The organism is Pseudomonas sp. PSPC2-3 (genome assembly GCF_049898265.1).
GTDB lineage: Bacteria > Pseudomonadota > Gammaproteobacteria > Pseudomonadales > Pseudomonadaceae > Aquipseudomonas > Aquipseudomonas veronii.
Window position 1 is genome coordinate 424,844 of sequence record NZ_JAFCXJ010000006.1, and the last position, 15,126, is coordinate 439,969.

The 15,126-nt window shown below is 56.6% G+C and carries 17 protein-coding genes, 1 tRNA gene and 1 pseudogene; 8 read left to right on the forward strand and 11 right to left on the reverse strand.

The window, feature by feature from the left end; genetic code table 11:
• The first annotated feature begins 283 nt into the window (after positions 1-283).
• A complete protein-coding gene (locus tag ACP7E3_RS16390; protein ID WP_426123719.1) occupies positions 284-2,572 on the forward strand; it encodes an acylase in 2,289 nt (762 codons plus the stop codon).
• A gap of 214 nt (positions 2,573-2,786) precedes the next feature.
• Positions 2,787-2,860 (forward strand) — tRNA-Cys (locus ACP7E3_RS16395).
• Between the two features lie 100 nt (positions 2,861-2,960).
• Here ACP7E3_RS16395 and ACP7E3_RS16400 read toward each other — a convergent pair.
• The 4 genes from ACP7E3_RS16400 to ACP7E3_RS16415 are packed head-to-tail and all read right to left on the reverse strand — an operon-like array spanning position 2,961 to position 4,743.
• The gene (locus tag ACP7E3_RS16400) at positions 2,961-4,010 is read right to left on the reverse strand and encodes a tyrosine-type recombinase/integrase (protein ID WP_426123721.1); all 1,050 of its coding nucleotides are present in this window, start codon (positions 4,008-4,010) and stop codon (positions 2,961-2,963) included.
• Position 4,011: 1 nt separating this feature from the next.
• Positions 4,012-4,254 carry a DUF4224 domain-containing protein gene (locus ACP7E3_RS16405; protein WP_128191380.1) on the reverse strand — a complete coding sequence of 81 codons (243 nt, stop codon included), beginning with the start codon at positions 4,252-4,254 and terminating at the stop codon, positions 4,012-4,014.
• Between the two features lies 1 nt (position 4,255).
• Positions 4,256-4,477, reverse strand: coding sequence for a hypothetical protein (locus tag ACP7E3_RS16410; RefSeq protein WP_128191381.1), 222 nt, complete (start codon positions 4,475-4,477; stop codon positions 4,256-4,258).
• Positions 4,474-4,743, reverse strand: a complete 270-nt coding sequence (locus tag ACP7E3_RS16415; protein ID WP_128191516.1) for a hypothetical protein — start codon at positions 4,741-4,743, stop codon at positions 4,474-4,476. The genes ACP7E3_RS16410 and ACP7E3_RS16415 overlap by 4 nt, the downstream gene beginning before the upstream one ends.
• 448 nt (positions 4,744-5,191) lie before the next feature.
• Here ACP7E3_RS16415 and ACP7E3_RS16420 point away from each other — a divergent pair, with 448 nt between their 5' ends.
• On the forward strand, positions 5,192-5,845 hold the full coding sequence (locus tag ACP7E3_RS16420; RefSeq protein WP_128191382.1) for a hypothetical protein: 654 nt from the start codon (positions 5,192-5,194) through the stop codon (positions 5,843-5,845).
• 37 nt (positions 5,846-5,882) lie between these two features.
• Here ACP7E3_RS16420 and ACP7E3_RS16425 read toward each other — a convergent pair whose 3' ends face one another.
• Positions 5,883-6,563, reverse strand: a complete 681-nt coding sequence (locus ACP7E3_RS16425; RefSeq protein WP_128191383.1) for a hypothetical protein — start codon at positions 6,561-6,563, stop codon at positions 5,883-5,885.
• A 289-nt stretch (positions 6,564-6,852) separates the two neighbouring features.
• Positions 6,853-8,423, reverse strand: a pseudogene (locus ACP7E3_RS16430) (DNA cytosine methyltransferase).
• Between the two features lie 112 nt (positions 8,424-8,535).
• Between ACP7E3_RS16430 and ACP7E3_RS16435 the strand changes: the two are divergent.
• Positions 8,536-9,039 (forward strand): hypothetical protein, encoded by a 504-nt coding sequence (locus ACP7E3_RS16435; protein WP_128191385.1) that lies wholly within the window; start codon positions 8,536-8,538, stop codon positions 9,037-9,039.
• A 275-nt stretch (positions 9,040-9,314) separates the two neighbouring features.
• On the opposite strand, the gene ACP7E3_RS16440 is transcribed toward ACP7E3_RS16435, so the two are convergent.
• Positions 9,315-9,440: a hypothetical protein gene (locus ACP7E3_RS16440; protein WP_262381830.1), complete on the reverse strand. Its 126-nt coding sequence runs from the start codon at positions 9,438-9,440 to the stop codon at positions 9,315-9,317.
• A gap of 363 nt (positions 9,441-9,803) precedes the next feature.
• Between ACP7E3_RS16440 and ACP7E3_RS16445 the strand changes: the two genes are divergently transcribed.
• Positions 9,804-10,094: a hypothetical protein gene (locus ACP7E3_RS16445; RefSeq protein ID WP_128191386.1), complete on the forward strand. Its 291-nt coding sequence runs from the start codon at positions 9,804-9,806 to the stop codon at positions 10,092-10,094.
• A gap of 7 nt (positions 10,095-10,101) precedes the next feature.
• Here the strand turns inward: ACP7E3_RS16445 and ACP7E3_RS16450 are convergent, their stop codons facing one another.
• Positions 10,102-10,662: a hypothetical protein gene (locus ACP7E3_RS16450; protein ID WP_128191387.1), complete on the reverse strand. Its 561-nt coding sequence runs from the start codon at positions 10,660-10,662 to the stop codon at positions 10,102-10,104.
• A gap of 129 nt (positions 10,663-10,791) precedes the next feature.
• Between ACP7E3_RS16450 and ACP7E3_RS16455 the strand changes: the two genes are divergently transcribed.
• Positions 10,792-11,802: a hypothetical protein gene (locus tag ACP7E3_RS16455; protein WP_164886988.1), complete on the forward strand. Its 1,011-nt coding sequence runs from the start codon at positions 10,792-10,794 to the stop codon at positions 11,800-11,802.
• Between the two features lie 5 nt (positions 11,803-11,807).
• Here the strand turns inward: ACP7E3_RS16455 and ACP7E3_RS16460 are convergent, their stop codons facing one another.
• Positions 11,808-12,137 (reverse strand): hypothetical protein, encoded by a 330-nt coding sequence (locus ACP7E3_RS16460; protein WP_128191389.1) that lies wholly within the window; start codon positions 12,135-12,137, stop codon positions 11,808-11,810.
• Between the two features lie 69 nt (positions 12,138-12,206).
• Positions 12,207-12,620 (reverse strand): hypothetical protein, encoded by a 414-nt coding sequence (locus ACP7E3_RS16465; protein WP_422047617.1) that lies wholly within the window; start codon positions 12,618-12,620, stop codon positions 12,207-12,209.
• Here ACP7E3_RS16465 and ACP7E3_RS16470 point away from each other — a divergent pair.
• On the forward strand, positions 12,572-13,537 hold the full coding sequence (locus ACP7E3_RS16470; protein ID WP_236255049.1) for a minor capsid protein: 966 nt from the start codon (positions 12,572-12,574) through the stop codon (positions 13,535-13,537). The genes ACP7E3_RS16465 and ACP7E3_RS16470 overlap by 49 nt on opposite strands.
• Positions 13,538-13,545: 8 nt before the next feature.
• Entirely contained in the window at positions 13,546-14,031 is a 486-nt protein-coding gene (locus ACP7E3_RS16475; RefSeq protein WP_128191391.1) for a DnaT-like ssDNA-binding protein, read from the forward strand.
• Positions 14,032-14,062: 31 nt separating this feature from the next.
• On the opposite strand, the gene ACP7E3_RS16480 is transcribed toward ACP7E3_RS16475, so the two are convergent.
• A complete protein-coding gene (locus ACP7E3_RS16480) occupies positions 14,063-14,728 on the reverse strand; it encodes a hypothetical protein (protein ID WP_128191392.1) in 666 nt (221 codons plus the stop codon).
• Between the last annotated feature and the right edge of the window lie 398 nt (positions 14,729-15,126).

Genomic DNA, 15,126 nt, shown 5'->3' on the forward strand with positions numbered 1-15,126 from the left:
GTCATGCTGAGTACCTTCTTTCACACGGTGAGGCAGTCCTTGCCGACGAATGCCTTTGTATGAAGGCGCTCGTTTGGGTGTTGAAAGCAGGTGCTTGTGTTCCGCTTGCGGGCGGTGCGGGTTGTCAGTATGTGTAACGGAGGCCATCGGCACTTGGACTGGCCACCCTCGTAGCGCAGAAAATGACGCGGCCGCATTCGTACCTAAATTATTCGCGGGCTGTTGCGTTCTTACGTTGGGGTGATTGCCCTGTGAGGCGGTTTAATCTGACGGTGGGGTCTGCGTGATTATTTGTAACGGGTTGTCCAGGGTGTGTGTGACGGCGCTGTTGCTGGGCGTGAGCCTGGCCGCATCCGCGCGCGAGGCGGTGGTGCATGCGGCGGCGGACATCCGACGCACCAGTTTCGGTGTGCCCCATATCCGCGCCAGTGATGAGCGCGGCCTGGGCTTCGGCATCGGTTACGCCTATGCCCAGGACAACCTGTGCCTGCTGGCCAACGAGGTGGTTACGGTGAGCGGAGAGCGCGCCAGGTTCTTTGGCCCTGAACAATCGACCCTGGAGGAGCGCAACAACGTTACCAGCGATGTGTTCTTTGCCTGGCTGAATACGCCAGAGGCGGTGGCCTCGTTCTGGGCGGCGCAGAGCCCACCGATCCAGCAGCGTATCGAAGGGTACGTCGCCGGCTACAACCGTTATCTGACAGAGCAGGGCGCTCCGGCCCAGTGCCAGGCGGCGTGGGTACGGCCGATCACGCCGCAGGATGTGATCAAGCTGACGCGCAGGCTGCTGGTGGAAGGCGGCGTCGGCCAATTCGCCGAAGCCCTTGTCGGCGCCACGCCGCCCACCACCACCGCCCATCGACTGGGCGATGCCAAGGCCTTTGAGCTGGCCGCTGCGCATCAACAGCGTTTCACTCTGGACCGAGGCAGCAACGCCGTCGCCGTGGGCCGTGACCGCTCATTCAACGGGCGCGGCATGCTACTGGCCAATCCGCATTTCCCCTGGATCGGCGGCATGCGCTTTTATGAGATGCACCTGACCATCCCTGGCCAGCTGGATGTGATGGGCGCTGCACTGCCGGGCTTGCCGCTGGTGAATATCGGCTTTAACCAGCATGTGGCCTGGGCCCATACCGTCGACACGTCCAAGCATTTCACCGTGTATCGCCTGACCCTCGATCCCAAGGATGCCACGCGCTACCTGCTGGACGGTAAATCCATCCCGCTGGATAAAACCACGCTGACGGTGCAGGTCAAACAAGCCGATGGCAGCCTCAAAGAGCAGGCGCATACCGTCTACCGTTCGCAATTCGGCCCGGTGGTGCAATGGCCTGGCAAGCTTGATTGGAACAACCGTTACGCCTTCAGCCTGCGCGATGCCAACCTGGGCAACGACCGCGTGCTGCAACAGTGGTACGCGATGAATCGCGCCGGCAGCGTCAAGGAGCTGCAAACCGCGGTACACACCCTGCAAGGCATCCCGTGGGTCAATACCCTGGCTGCGGATGACCAGGGGCAGAGCCTGTTCATGAACCTGTCGGTGGTGCCCAACGTCAACGCGGCCAAACTCGCGCAATGCAGTGACCCACGGGCCGGCCTGCAATTGATCGTGCTCGACGGTGCCCGCAGCGCCTGCGCCTGGGACGTCGACCCGCGCGCTGCCCAAGCCGGGATCTTCGCGGCCGACCAATTGCCGCAACTGGAACGTACCGACTACGTGCAGCATTCCAACGATTCGGCCTGGATGGTCAACCCCAAGGCGCCCCTCACCGGTTTTTCCCCGGTCATCAGCCAGGACAACACCGGCCTCGGCCCCCGCGCACGTTTCGCCGTGCAACGCCTGCAGTCGCTGGACAACCGGCCGATCAGCGTTGCCGACCTGCAAAACATGGTGATGGACAACCAGGTCTACCTCGCCAGCCAGGTGATGCCCGATTTGCTCGAATTCTGCGCCAAGCACCTCGGCGCCGACACCGCCACGCTGCAACCGCTGTGCGCCAGCCTGCAAACCTGGGACCAGCGCGCCAACCTCGACAGCGGCCTGGGCCTGGTGCATTTCATCAACCTGATGCAACACCTGCAGCACAGCCCTGACGCCTGGCGTGTCGCCTTCGACCCGGCCCAACCCCTCACCACCCCACGCGGCCTGGCCATCGAGCGAGCGCCCGTCGCCAAGGCCCTGCGCGAAGCCATGCTGGCCTCGACCGTCGAGGCCGGCCAACTCGGGCTCACCGCCAACAGCCGCTGGGGCGACCTACAAGTCTCCGGCCAGACCCCAATCCACGGCGGCCCGCAACAGCTTGGCATCTACAACGCCATGCAAACCGTGCCCCGCGCCGATGGCAAACGCGAAGTGGTCAGCGGCAGCAGCTACCTGCAAATCGTCACCTTCGACGCCAACGGCCCCCGCGCCCAAGGCTTACTGACATTCTCCCTGTCCAGCAACCCTGCATCGAAATACGCAAAGGACCAGACACACGCATTCTCCGAAAAAAACCTCCGCCCGCTGCCCTTCAGCGAAGCGCAGATCAAGGCCGATCCGCAGTACCAATCGCAGGTCATCAAAGAGTAGGGCGCGCACGCAACCCCTTGATGCCAGGGCAGAATATTTTTTGAAATCAAGGGGTTGCAGGCAAAAGCAAATGAGTACATAATGGCGCCCATCGAACGCAATGAAGCATTAAAAACTTCAATGTATTCAATGAGTTAGAGTAGAGGCACGCTTCACATAGCCCACTCAAGTTTGTATGCGGTGAGTGCCAGCAACCAGGGTACTGATCGTTTGAGGCCGAGTAGCAAAATGGTTATGCAGCGGATTGCAAATCCGCCTACGCCGGTTCGATTCCGACCTCGGCCTCCACTCTTAAGAACCCCGTAGATTAACGTCTACGGGGTTTTTTATTGCCTGTGGGAAAGCGCTGGAGTTCCGAAACTTTAGGGGGTGGAGTTCCGAAACTAGCTCATTTTGAAGGCTGCGCGACCGCACCGATGCGCCGGTACACGCGCTTGGTGATCTCTTGTTCCGAGTGACCGAGCAGGAGGCTTGCGTCGGCGATATCCGTGATTTCGGAAGCGGCTTTGGGGCGGATATCCTTGAACTGAAACTGTTGGATCTTCTCCGCGTCATCAACTCGTCCCTCACTGGCGGCCAAAGAGCGAGCGGCTTCTCGGGCGTCATCCCACCGGTTACGGAGCATTTGTTGAGAGACACGCATCCCGGTCCTGCTGAGAATGAAGTGCTGCGAGTTGTGCTGACTGTTCCTGGCCATGATGTCCTCAATGAGCAGGCCGAGGGTGTTCTTCACGCCGCCTGCCTGCATTTGAATCCTGAGGCGCTTGCCTGTTTTTCCCTGCTGCACGGTTAAGTAATCCCCTTCGATATCCCCCCGCCTCATTGCGATCACGTCTGCCGGGCGCTGGCCTGTCAGATAGGCCAAGTCCATCGCGTCCCTAAGTTCTTGTGGGGCTTTTCCATAGACGGCGCTCCAAACCATTTCATTGGCGTAGTAGTCGCGGACCTTCTCTTTATTCTTTCGGACCCCGGCGCAAGGATTTTCCCGATCCGTAAAGCCCCATTCTCGCGCCATGTTGTAGACGTGGGAGAGCAGGGCGATCTCTCTGTTTGCTCTGGTCTTCGCCGTCCTGGCGTCCCGGTACTGTGCAACCATGGAGGGGGTGATTGCATCGATGGGCGCTGCCTCGAACCCTTTGCGCAGGTGCTTGAGCTCTGCCTTGTTGTCTTTCTGCGTCCGCGGCGCTTTCTTCGGGATGATGTCCCGCTCGTACCTGTCAAAAATCCCCTTCATGATCTTCAGGTCTGCCGGCTTTGCCTTGGACTCAAGTTCTGCCCATTTGAGTCTGGCTTTATCGAGATCGCCTCCCAGCGGAAGCTCTTTGCCGTTCGCGTCCCTGTAGTAATAACCCACCCACACCGTACCGTTCTTGCGTGGGCGCTTGCGCCGCACCATACCTGGCGGTAGGTCCCTGTTTTCTGTCTTGCGGGGGCGCATATCAGTTCACTCTGGAAAAGTCTGGCGTCCAAACCGGTCGTGCCGGCGGCGGATTGTTTTCGACAATGGTGGGGCTGACCATGCCCAGCTTCATACGGGCAAACATCCGACCCACCAAAGGCCGACCGCCGCGACTTTCGACGAACACCCAATTGCGGTCCTTCAGCCACTTGCGCTGGTGGGCGCGGTGTTTGTAGCCGGTGAGGTCGGCGAGTTCATCGTCCGACAGGATTTCTGCTTGCATACTACCTCCCGCCGCCCGCTGTGGGCCGCGCTGTCTTGATGATGTGGATGACCAGGCCGAAGGTGATCAGCATCCAGGCACAGGTTCCGGTGAATGCGCTGAATATCGCTTCGGTGGTGCCGGTGCTGAGCAGGTCAGGGCCGAGCCAGATGAACCAGTAGCCGGTGCCGACCAGGTACAGCAGAGCGGCCAGCAGGATCAGGGTGAGTTTCGTTGCGATCATGGCGTCACCTCGCGGCGCGCCCACCAGCAGACCGGGCCGTCGTCGGTGTCATGGATGGCCAAGCAGAACCAGCCTTCACCTTCAGGGCGCTCAGGCTCCCAGTAGCTGCAATCAGCGTCGTGGGATTCGAAGTAGCGGGTGGCAATCGCTTCGTCTGCATATTCAAGGCTCACCATCTGAACTTTCAGGCCCTGGTCAGCGATCCAGGCCTTGCACTTATCGCCATCACCCTCTTCAAAGTCCGGCATGTCGGGGTGTTGGAACATTCCGTTTTCGTCCCGCCTCACCGGCCAGTGATTTATCAGGCCCACACGGTCCAGGCGCTCAATTTCTGCCAGCAACAGTGCGGCAGCCTTCACCATGTCACGGCGCCGATCGGCACTTGGCTTGAACGTCTCTTGGCCCCAAGGCCAGGCCGTGCTCCGGGTTGTCAGCTTTCCGGCAAGACTTGCGTAAGTCGCGCCGGCTTCTGCCAGCTCGCCCTTCACATACAGGTCATCGCGGTGCAGTGAATAGCCTTCGGCTGAAACCTGGCGTTTACGTTCGGCGAGAACGTCCCGCGCCGCGCGATTGAGACTGATTGCAATTTCTTCAGGCATGACTTCGTCCTTGCCGCTGTAGCGGCTGACTTTGAAGGGGGAGTGGAGGTTTTTCTTTCGGCCTTTCAATTCCGGGGTTACATTCGTAAACCCTAGGAAAAAACCGGCCAAAAAAATGGATGTAGAGTTGACAAATCTCGCGATCAAACGCGCTGAGCAAGTGCTCGATACCGCCTATTTTGGACTTAAGGTTCTCAAAAGTGGCGACCCCTCAGAGCGATCAGCCGGCTTGAGGAACGTATTGGTTTTCGGAAGATCCGTGACATTTGTTATACAGAATCTGCGATCTATTGTTGGTGAATCTCGATTCAATAGTTGGTATGCACCATTACAAGATCAGATGCGTGCTGATCCTCTTATGCGGTACTTCGTAGATGCCAGAAACAACTTGGAGAAGCAGGGACGTTTAGATGTTGCCGCTTCAGGATCGATCAACAGTTTTAACGGCTATGATTTAGAAAAGTTGGAAAAGCCGCCGTTCGAGTCCACTTCTTTTTTTATGGGGGATCAGACCGGCGGATCAGGGTGGGAGGTTGATTTGGGCGGCGGAGAGTCGGTCAAGTACTACATCAGCATCCCCAAGTCTATTGGAGAGTTTCGTCAGGTGTTTCATAGCTTGCCTGATAATATTCCGCAGGAACTCAGGGATCTAAGTACAGATGAGCTATGTTCCATCTACCTCGACAAACTATCGAATCTGCTTGCCGCGACCAAGAAAGAGTTTCTTTTAGGACCGAAGGAGCGACCGTACCTTCGATTGGTTAAATAATGGGATTAATGCACCTATTGGGTGGTTAAGGCTTCGCTCATACGGCCTCCCTCGTTACCAGATCATGGGCATTCACAGCCGTCATGCCGGCCTGCTGTTCCTGGCGCAGCGACTGCTGCACTGCCTCCACAACCCGACGCAGGTACGTGAACTTGTGGTTTTCTTCGACAGCTTTGCCGTCGAGCGGGTAGTGCCATTCCTCACCGAACAGCTCGGTCAACAATCTGCTCTGGTACCAGCATTCGTTCGGGCTCTCGATACTGCGCAATGAGTCGATGTCGTGCCAAAGCTCGCGCGCTTCATCCTTGCTCAGCTCGCCCAGCTCCCATTCGTGGCGCCCGGTCTGTTGCCGGCGGCGCTGCACGATGCACTTCTTGGCCAGGGTGTGCAGCGCGTCTCCGCTGAACACGGTTGAGCTGATTCCACGATCCAGGCAATTCAGCACATAGTCCCAACCGTAGTTCGTGACGAACTCGGCGACGGTGCGCGGACCCATACCACTCCAGTACGCATTCCAACTGTTGTCCCAGCAGTTGATGGTGATCTTGCCCTGGGCGGTCTGGTAGTTCGGATCGGATTCGGTCGGGCAGTCGCGCCGGCCGAAGTCCTCGAGGAAGACGGTGATCGGGTCCAGCAGTGGCGCGCCGGTGATCACCAGCTTTGTGACTGTCGATCGCTCCACTTGCAGCGGCGCGGCGGTTGGGTTTTCTGTAAGCATGGCGAGCTCTCCAAGCTAAAAATGGATAGAATTGAAAAAAAGCAAAGGGATTTGATTTGATATGAAATGTTATGTTTGTGAAAAAGATGCTTTAGAGGAACGAACTACCAAAGACTATTTGGTTATCGACTGCCAATACTGTGGCACTTATAAAATCTCCAAAATATTGATCGATTTGATGCAGGGTCGCAAATTTCCTATGCATGAAATGCGGAAATTATTGGATGAGCGTAAAAAGAAACTTGCATCAACTGTGCCCGAGCCAATTATTGAAACTTGGGACGAAGATTTACTGGAGTAATTGACGAATAATTCTAGCGCCGATCCAACGAACCACGGTGACAGCTTTGCTGTTGCCGATCGCCTTGTAGCGTGGACCGTCTGGGCATTCTCTGGCAGGTTTACCGCGCCAGGGGATCAGGGTGTAGTTGTCGGCCATGCCCTGGAGGCGCTCGCACTCCACGGGAACGAGGCGGCGAACCTGCGTTGGCGCAAGCAGAGCAGGAGGAGGGCTGCAGGCGTCCAGAGAGGCGGTGTATTCCTCGTACCACTTGCCGGCTCCAAGAGCCGATGTGTGATGAAGCTTGGTCGAGTAAGCTGGAACGATTGGCTGCCCGCGCCCGGTACCGTCTTCACTTCCATCAAACCCTTCAGCCTTGAGCGTAGGGGGGATACCGCCAGTGATGCACGCCGCGACCTGACCACCGGCGTTCGCGTGACTTCCCGAATGGTTCATTGCACGAAGAGTAGGGGCGATCACCCCAGCATCAGCGCCATGATCCTTGCAGGAGAAAGCCAGTACTGCGTTTTCCTGGCCGTTGTTCCTTCCCAGGGCAAACGCAAGTCTCTCGCTGACGCCAGGGTCTTGCGTTCCATGTACCACCAGCAGGCCCTGCTCGGCATCCTGATTGGTTGCGCTTCCGGCCGCTTTCCCATTCGCTTGCAATGTGCCCGCCACGACAAGAAGACTTTCCCGACTCTCGTGGTCGCCATATGGGTTTGTGGTGAGAGGAGCTGAGACTATGAAGGTCTCGGTTTCAGCATCCATCCGTGTGCCGCCAGGATGCGCGCTGAGAGCAGTCGCTACCTCGGTCTGTTCACAGTTGGCGCCGCCTCCAAATGCAGTTGACTGAAAATGGCCAGCTACTGCGTGGTCGACATCGCTGCCACCGTCAGTGCTGCGTCCGCTTTCTCGCCTCGGCGCGGCGCAGTATCCCGGCGCATGCCTTCGCGCTCAAAAAGTACCTCGGTGGGATCGAACCCGTCTCGAGCACTTGCGACAACGAACACACGACGGCGTCGTTGGGCCAGGCCGAAATATTGGGCGCCCAAGACCCGCCACGCGATTGTTCTTTTGGGTCCATACACACAACCAGCGTCTTGCCATTTCTTCCCTGGAGGCTGCAGCTCGCAGTCTTCCCCAGCAAGCGCGCCTAGAAAGCATCCGAAGGCGTTCCCTTTGTCACTGAGGACGCCGGGGACGTTCTCCCAGACGATAACGCTGGCGGGCTTTCGCTGGCCGGCGCGAACATAGTCAACTGCATCTGCAAGCTCCACGTATTTGATGGTGAGGGTACCGCGCGGGTCGGTGAGGCCTTCGCGCATACCTGCAACGCTAAAGGCCTGGCACGGGGTGCCGCCGACCAGTACGTCCGGCGCCGGGATCTTGCCGGCCAGCACCAGGGCGGCCAACTTGGTCATGTCGTCGTGGTTCGGCACGTCGGGGTAGTGGTGGGCCAGGACCGCCGAGGGGAACGGCTCAATCTCGGCGAACCAGGCGGCGCGCATGCCCAGCGGGTGCCAGGCTTGTGTCGCGGCTTCAATGCCGGAGCAAACGGAGCCGTAGGTGATCTCGGGCATAGGGGACACCTCGCCTGGTGGCGTGATTTTTGATTAGAAGTGTTGCAATGGCAGTTTGATGTCGCGAGGGCTTGGCCGTATATTCATCCGCACTTACTCATGGATTAGTCAGATGAAAATTCGTACAGAACACCAGAATCTCGGCGCCGCGCTGATGCAAATTGCTGAAAACGACAATTTCACAGCAATCAATCCTCTCCGTTTAAACGGCGGAAATGTGAATAATGCGTTCCTGATCAACGCAGATACTTGCGTTTTTTTGAAATATGGCCAGGAGCCAAAACCTACCGGGGAATATCAGTTCACCTTCACCACCGAGCAGCTTCAGAGCGTTGAGGCGGCCGGTCAGCACTATCAAAAGCAGAAGGTGTTCGTTGGTTTGGTTTGCGTGGAAGCTCAAGAGGTTTGCTGTCTTGATGCGCTTCAGTTTGATGCGATGATCGCCGCTAGGGCCAAAACGGCCGGCGCACCAGAGGACAGCTATCAAGTCTTAGTCACAGCGCCTGATGGGAAGAGCTTGCGAGCGTACACAAATGCCTCTGGAAGAAAAGGCGTAATCGCCGGGAAGGAAACAGTGATCAGTCGTAGTCGTTTCCCTGGGTGTCTCTTCGACTAATTACGGTTTGATCATGCTGCCAGCCCATGAGGTTTTGGCGGCCACTCCGAAAAACCGACCTTCGGCGCTTTTGTCTTAGGATTAATGATTGGCTTGCCCTTGAGGTCCACAAGCACGGCCCTGGCCCTGATTTGCATGTCTCGGCACCTCAGGGTCTTGCAGGCCAGTTCAATGAACTGCTCGGCGTACTGCGGAGCGTCGAAGAGCGGCGATAACTGGCGAACCGTGCCCCCCCCATAATCTTTTCTGTGCGCTTGCCAACCAGCTCCAGCCATTCAGCTATCGGGGATAGGCTCGACGCCGCCGGGCGCTTTTGGGTTCTTCCGGGTTCCGGCTGTTTTCTTGCGGGCCTCGGTCTTGGCGACATCGAGAGTCATTCCAAACACTGCAAAAGTGCTCATGGGTTATCTCCAAGCGTGCGCCTGCCTCGCCGGCTGGCGTGATTGTTTGATAGAAGTGATAATCTTTTCGAGTCGGTTATCAGGGAGATTGGCAATGGCCAGTAGAAAGCTTGAAGCGTTCCGCGAGTGGTTCACGCCGCGTAAGCGGCTATGGACAGGCATAGGGCTGTTTGCAATTGCTATTGCCGTGCCATTTTTCAGTCCAGGAACGATCACCGCTTGGCTCATAGGGCCTGCGACTATCTTTTTCTTGGGTAGCTTTATTCCCGATACGAACGGAAGGCGATAGGGCGCTGCCGGCTGGCACAGTTCGTTGATATGGGGTATTACGGGTGACCGGCATGGAGCCGGAAGGAGAGGAAGTTGAACGGCAAAAGTGAAGTTCACTACGCGCTGAAAAACGCAGTCGAGGCCTTGGCAACTGCGCAAGGTATTGATTACGAAAGGCTCAAAAGAGCCGTAAGCGAACTGCGTGTTTTAAAGAAGGCAGACTTCGAGCATTCAATCGATGTAACGATGCTTGAAATCATCAAGACGGCCGAAGGCAGGATTGATCTTGATGACAAAGCGAGCGTTGATGTTCACAACGTCATGCGAAACATTTGGACACTGTACGACCGTTGGGCGCCTAAATTCGCTACTCGTCCTATCTGAAACAAGTTCAGGCCGCTTTGCGCTGGCCAAGTACCGACTGGCGCGCCGCTTCAAGCTCGCTGCCGAGGATCTCGGCGGCGCCCTCGATGCTCTCGTTTCCATCCTCAAGTCGTAGGCCGAGATTCAGGTACACGACCCCATCCAGCTCGAAGAACACACCGCCGCACATCCACAGCGCGCCTGGGCTCAAACCGATCGCCTCCCAGGCCTCGTCCATGTCGATGCTGGCGGGGCAATGCTCCTTCCATAGTGCCGAAAGGCGCTCATGCTCTGCGACCTGGGCGGCGCGCGCTTCCTTTGGCGTCCCTTTCGCCGGCTTGGCGCTGGAACGCAGAGCGCGGTAGTCGTACTGATCGGGGCGGCACCAGTGCACGTCCAGGTCGCGGCTATCACTGAGTTTCACGCCACCGACATAGCTCCGATTGCCTGACCGCATCGGCGAGGCCGCGCCACCAAACACCTGGCCAAGCTTGGCGCGCTGGTCATCCCACTCTTTGCGCTTGGTTCCCCAGGCGTTTACTGCGGCAACCACGGCAGGGGTGGTGGTCTTGTACATGTAGTTGCTCATGGATTATCTCCGGTCAGGCGCCGCCCTCCGTGACCGGTGGTGGCAATTTGGTTTAGGTTGGGGTATTTATGTCTGTGCGTAGATAAGTTGTTTTTGGCAGATGGCTAAGAAATTAACTAGGAGAGCATTGTGGCAAAAAGGACTCGAGGAGTTGGACAGCGTAAATTTACGGATATGTCCGTGGGCTTCTTTTCTTCAGGATCTCTTATCCTCCATGCAAAAGATTTAAAGGCGATCGACGATTCTGGAGATGAAAACAAAGAACTAGCTGACGAATGTCATATTTATTTGATTCTCTCGCGTCCTCGACTTAGTTATCTAACCGACGGATTCCGTGTGGAGGAAGAAGCAACATACGGTGTTTTCAAGTATTTGGTTGAAGGATCTGAAAGGAATACCGAGTTCAAGCTGTCGGGAAAGATGAATCCAGATCTTTCATTGTCCGTTAGCGCATATCCACACTCTAAAATGCATCTTTCTCATAATGGTGAGGTGGTGCACACCATTCCAGCGCATTTGATGAGCTTTATTGCAGATTTTGACAATTCTGAAATAACGGATCTGGAAGTAGAGTACGTCGGCATGTCATATGCTGAAGGGCGCAGATCTGCTAAGGATCGTCTCTTAAGCCACTCAACATTGCAAACTGTGCTTGCGGACTTGAATCATGAGGCCCCGGATAAGGAAGTATTGTTGGCTTTGTTTAGATACGCTCCGCCGCGGGTTATGATGGTTTTCAATGGTCGGGACAAGACACTTGATGCTGACGATGATAGGGATTTCATGGGCGACCTTGAAGCAGTTAATCAGAATCTATCCAAGGACTTGCAGATTGCATTGATAGAGGCGGGTTTGATTAAGTATTTCCAGCCCAAATATAATGACAAGTACAAGCAAAGATTTCCACATCCGACGCACGTGATTCTTGAAGAGTTATATGGCGTAAATATAGCGGCGTTAAGTGTTGAGATTAATAGCGAAGAGCTGAACTGCAGGATGTACTCTCCGGTGATGCGTGCTGGATATCACCATATTGCAAACTTTGATCTTCATGATGCAGAAGAGCGCACGAGCTTTTTCAACGTTATGAACGTTCCAGAAGGTGGTAGTGCGGGTAAACTGTCCGGGCCGTTTTATTGAGTTTTTTAGTTATCTGTATTCACAATATCATCACCCGTATCACGCCTCAGCTCGGCTAGGCTCTGACTCCGAAACATTCGCGCCACGTTTTCGCTAATCTGCACTTTGTGGCGCGGACTCTGAATCGCTTGATACGATGGTGTCGGTCCGAGAGCATGAGCGTTCAGAATCAGATTTTGCACCGCCTCGCTGATTTCCTCGATATCGTTCCAGGCCATTACTTCTTCAAGCTTCTGTCGCGCTCCCAGTCGTAAGCGGTGCCGCAACTCCTTCTCGTCGTATTCGATCCGCTTCTCGGCGGCTTTCGCTGATCGCTCTTGCCTAGTCTTGGCCATGGCCTACCTCTTCTATTCCGCTGGCCGGCAGTGCGAGCCAGGTTTGTCGTTTGCGTTGCTGGGTGCGGGCTATGCGGCGCATGAATCGACCTTCACTTGGTGCCAGGCGCCTACCGCTTCGAAGATCCGCGCGGCGTGCGCCTCGTCCAGCGACATCGCTTCGGGAATGGCGATCCAACCTGAGGCCACCATCTGGCTCTGGTTTGCCGAGTCGCGCAGCTCCTTGTAGCAGTGCTCGATCACGTCTTCCAGGTGGTCGGAGAGGTAGACGCCATCGGGCGCGATCTCTACTGACTTGCTGTAGCGGTCGCCGCGGGCGTCGATGCAAAGCGCGCTGAGGTAGATCGTCCAGCGGTAGGGGATGCCGCATACCCCGTACCTTTGACCCGCCGGTAAAGCTGACTCCCAAGATCGACACGCTGGTGCGGGAGCAGTTGACCCGCAAGGAGCTGACCACCTACAGCCGGGATCGCCTTGAGCAATTCCTGGCCCGGGTGGACGGCAAGCTGCTGGACATCTACAAGTCCTACGGCGACCTGGTGCAGGCGGATCTGGTCGACATTGCTCTATATGAGTCGACCTTCGAGGCGAACAGCCTGAGCAACGCGCTCTCCATCGATGCGGTGGTGCCGACCAACACGGTTATCCGTGCGGCGGTGTTCACCTATCCGCTGCAGGTGAAAGGCATCGATGGCGGCAAGCTGCTGAAGAGTTTCGTCAGCGGCTGGACGCGGACCGAGACGATGCGGGTCACGAACACCATCCGGCTCGGCTTCGGCCAGGGTCAGACCAATGCGAAGATCATCCAGGCGATTCGCGGTACCGCAGCGCAGAACTTCACGGACGGCGTACTTGCGGTGAGTAACCGCAACGCTGCCTCAGTGGTGCAGACGGTAATCCAGCATGTTGCCACCACGGCACGCATGGAGACGCTGAAGGCAAATAGCGACGTGGTACTGGGCTATCGCTGGGTGTCGACGCTCGACCGCAAGACCTCGCAGCAATGCAAGGGCCTGGATGGCATGCGCTTCGACCTGGGCAAGGGGCCGCTGCCACCGGCGCACATCAACTGCCGGTCGACAACGGTGCCGACTACCAGGCTTTCGGAGATGTTCGCCAAGGACGCTACGGGCGCCTCGGTGGGCGAAAACGGCGGGGCCCAGGTCGACGCAGGCCTGAACTATTACGAGTGGCTGGCGACACAGCCGGCGAGCTTCCAGGATCACGCCCTTGGGCCTGTCCGGGGCAAGCTGTTCCGCGATGGTGGGCTGACGCTGGAGAAGTTCGCCAAGCTGCAGCTCGACAAATCGTTCAAGCCGCTGACCCTCGCGCAACTGAAAGAAGTAGAACCCGACATGTTCACCCGAGCAGGCGTTACACTCGGCGCTCCATCAGGTTGAGATAGCGCATGCAGATCATCGTTGAGGACGGGAAGGGCAGATCACGCGCCAACAGCTTTGTGCCGCTGGAGAAGCTGACCTTCTACCGCGACTACTACGGGTTCCGGATACCTATGGCAGAGGCGGAGCAGGTCGAGTTGCTGCTGCGCGCTGCCGCTGATGTCAACGGACGGCAATGGAAGGGCCACAAGGCCAATCCTGACCAGGCAATGGCCTGGCCCAGGCGTGACTGCAAGATCGAATACCAGACGCTGTCTGAGATATTCGTACCCTTTGAGCTTGAATGGGGTCATGTGCGGCTGGCGGTCGAGCTGTATGCCGCCGAGCAAGGGTTCCAGATCGAAGAGCCGACGCACTGCACCGAGCCGAATGGCCAGCGCTCACGGCTCAATCGCGATACGCCAGGTCAACGCATGCGCCCGCCGCCATATGCGCCGAGCAGGACGCAGTTCGCCGATTACCTGGTGATGCGCGGGCTGTCACTGATTAAATAAAAAAGGGTGTCCTAAGGACACCCTTTTTCTCTTAGCTCAGGAAGGAAGGCTTATACGCGGGGTCGCGAAACCAATGATTATTGATGCTAAGGCCCTTGTGAGGATGCTTTTTGTTGAATTTAACGAGCTCCGATTCCACTCCCTCAATGCATTTTACGGTGCGGCTAAACTTGTGGAAGTCGGAGTCGCTTAGCGGATCATCTTCATCGATTGCCCGAGGGTCATTATCGGGAACCAAGGCAGCGGCCCGGTTGAAAATTTCGTTATTCCGAAGCTTCGCTTTATAGAAGCGGACCTCCTTGAACATGCCTGTTTCAACTAGTGCCGCCATTACGTCGTTCGTTGCCTGCATGGTGTTCCGGTACGACGAATCTTTTTTGAGGAAGCAGCCGCGGATCAGCCCCTCAAGAGACATAAGCTCGGTCACTTCAAATTCGTTGAATTTTTTTGCGCGCTGATTGATTGGCATGCTGAGAAGGCCTGTCTTGCACCAGTAATCAACAAAACGAGGTAGATCGATGTGGGCTCCGGGCCCCCCATTTGGAAGGCGGACCGAAAGCCTGTCTTCGCTCAGGAGCGATGGTTTTTGCGGAGCAGGTTGGTCTTCTCCCAGCAGCCGCTTATACTCGGCATAGGGGAGAATCGCGAACAGCGGTTGCTGTTCGTCGTCATAAATGAATTGCGCTTTTGAAGTCATGTCTGTTTACCTTTGAATGATTTGTTTAGGGCGGAAGCGCCCTAAATAATGCTCACTGAGCGATCATTACTCGCTCAGTGAGTGAATTTTCGTTCTTCAGTGAGCAAATATCAAGCTTTTCTTTTATAGCGTTCTCTTCTGTCGGCCTGCCTCAGTGCAGGCCTTTTTTTTACCAAAAATCCGACTTCGGCCATGCCGGGGTTAATGAGATGGTCACCCCCAACACCCTGTGAGGGCTATGCTTTCACGGGGTGTTTTGTTTTCGGAGGCCATCGTCACGAGCGAGTCAGCACTGATCGGTATCGATCTCGGCAAACATACTTTCCACCTGCACGGCCAGGATAAGTCGGGCCGCGAGGTGTTTCGCAAAAAATGCTCACGAGCGCAGATGATGCAGT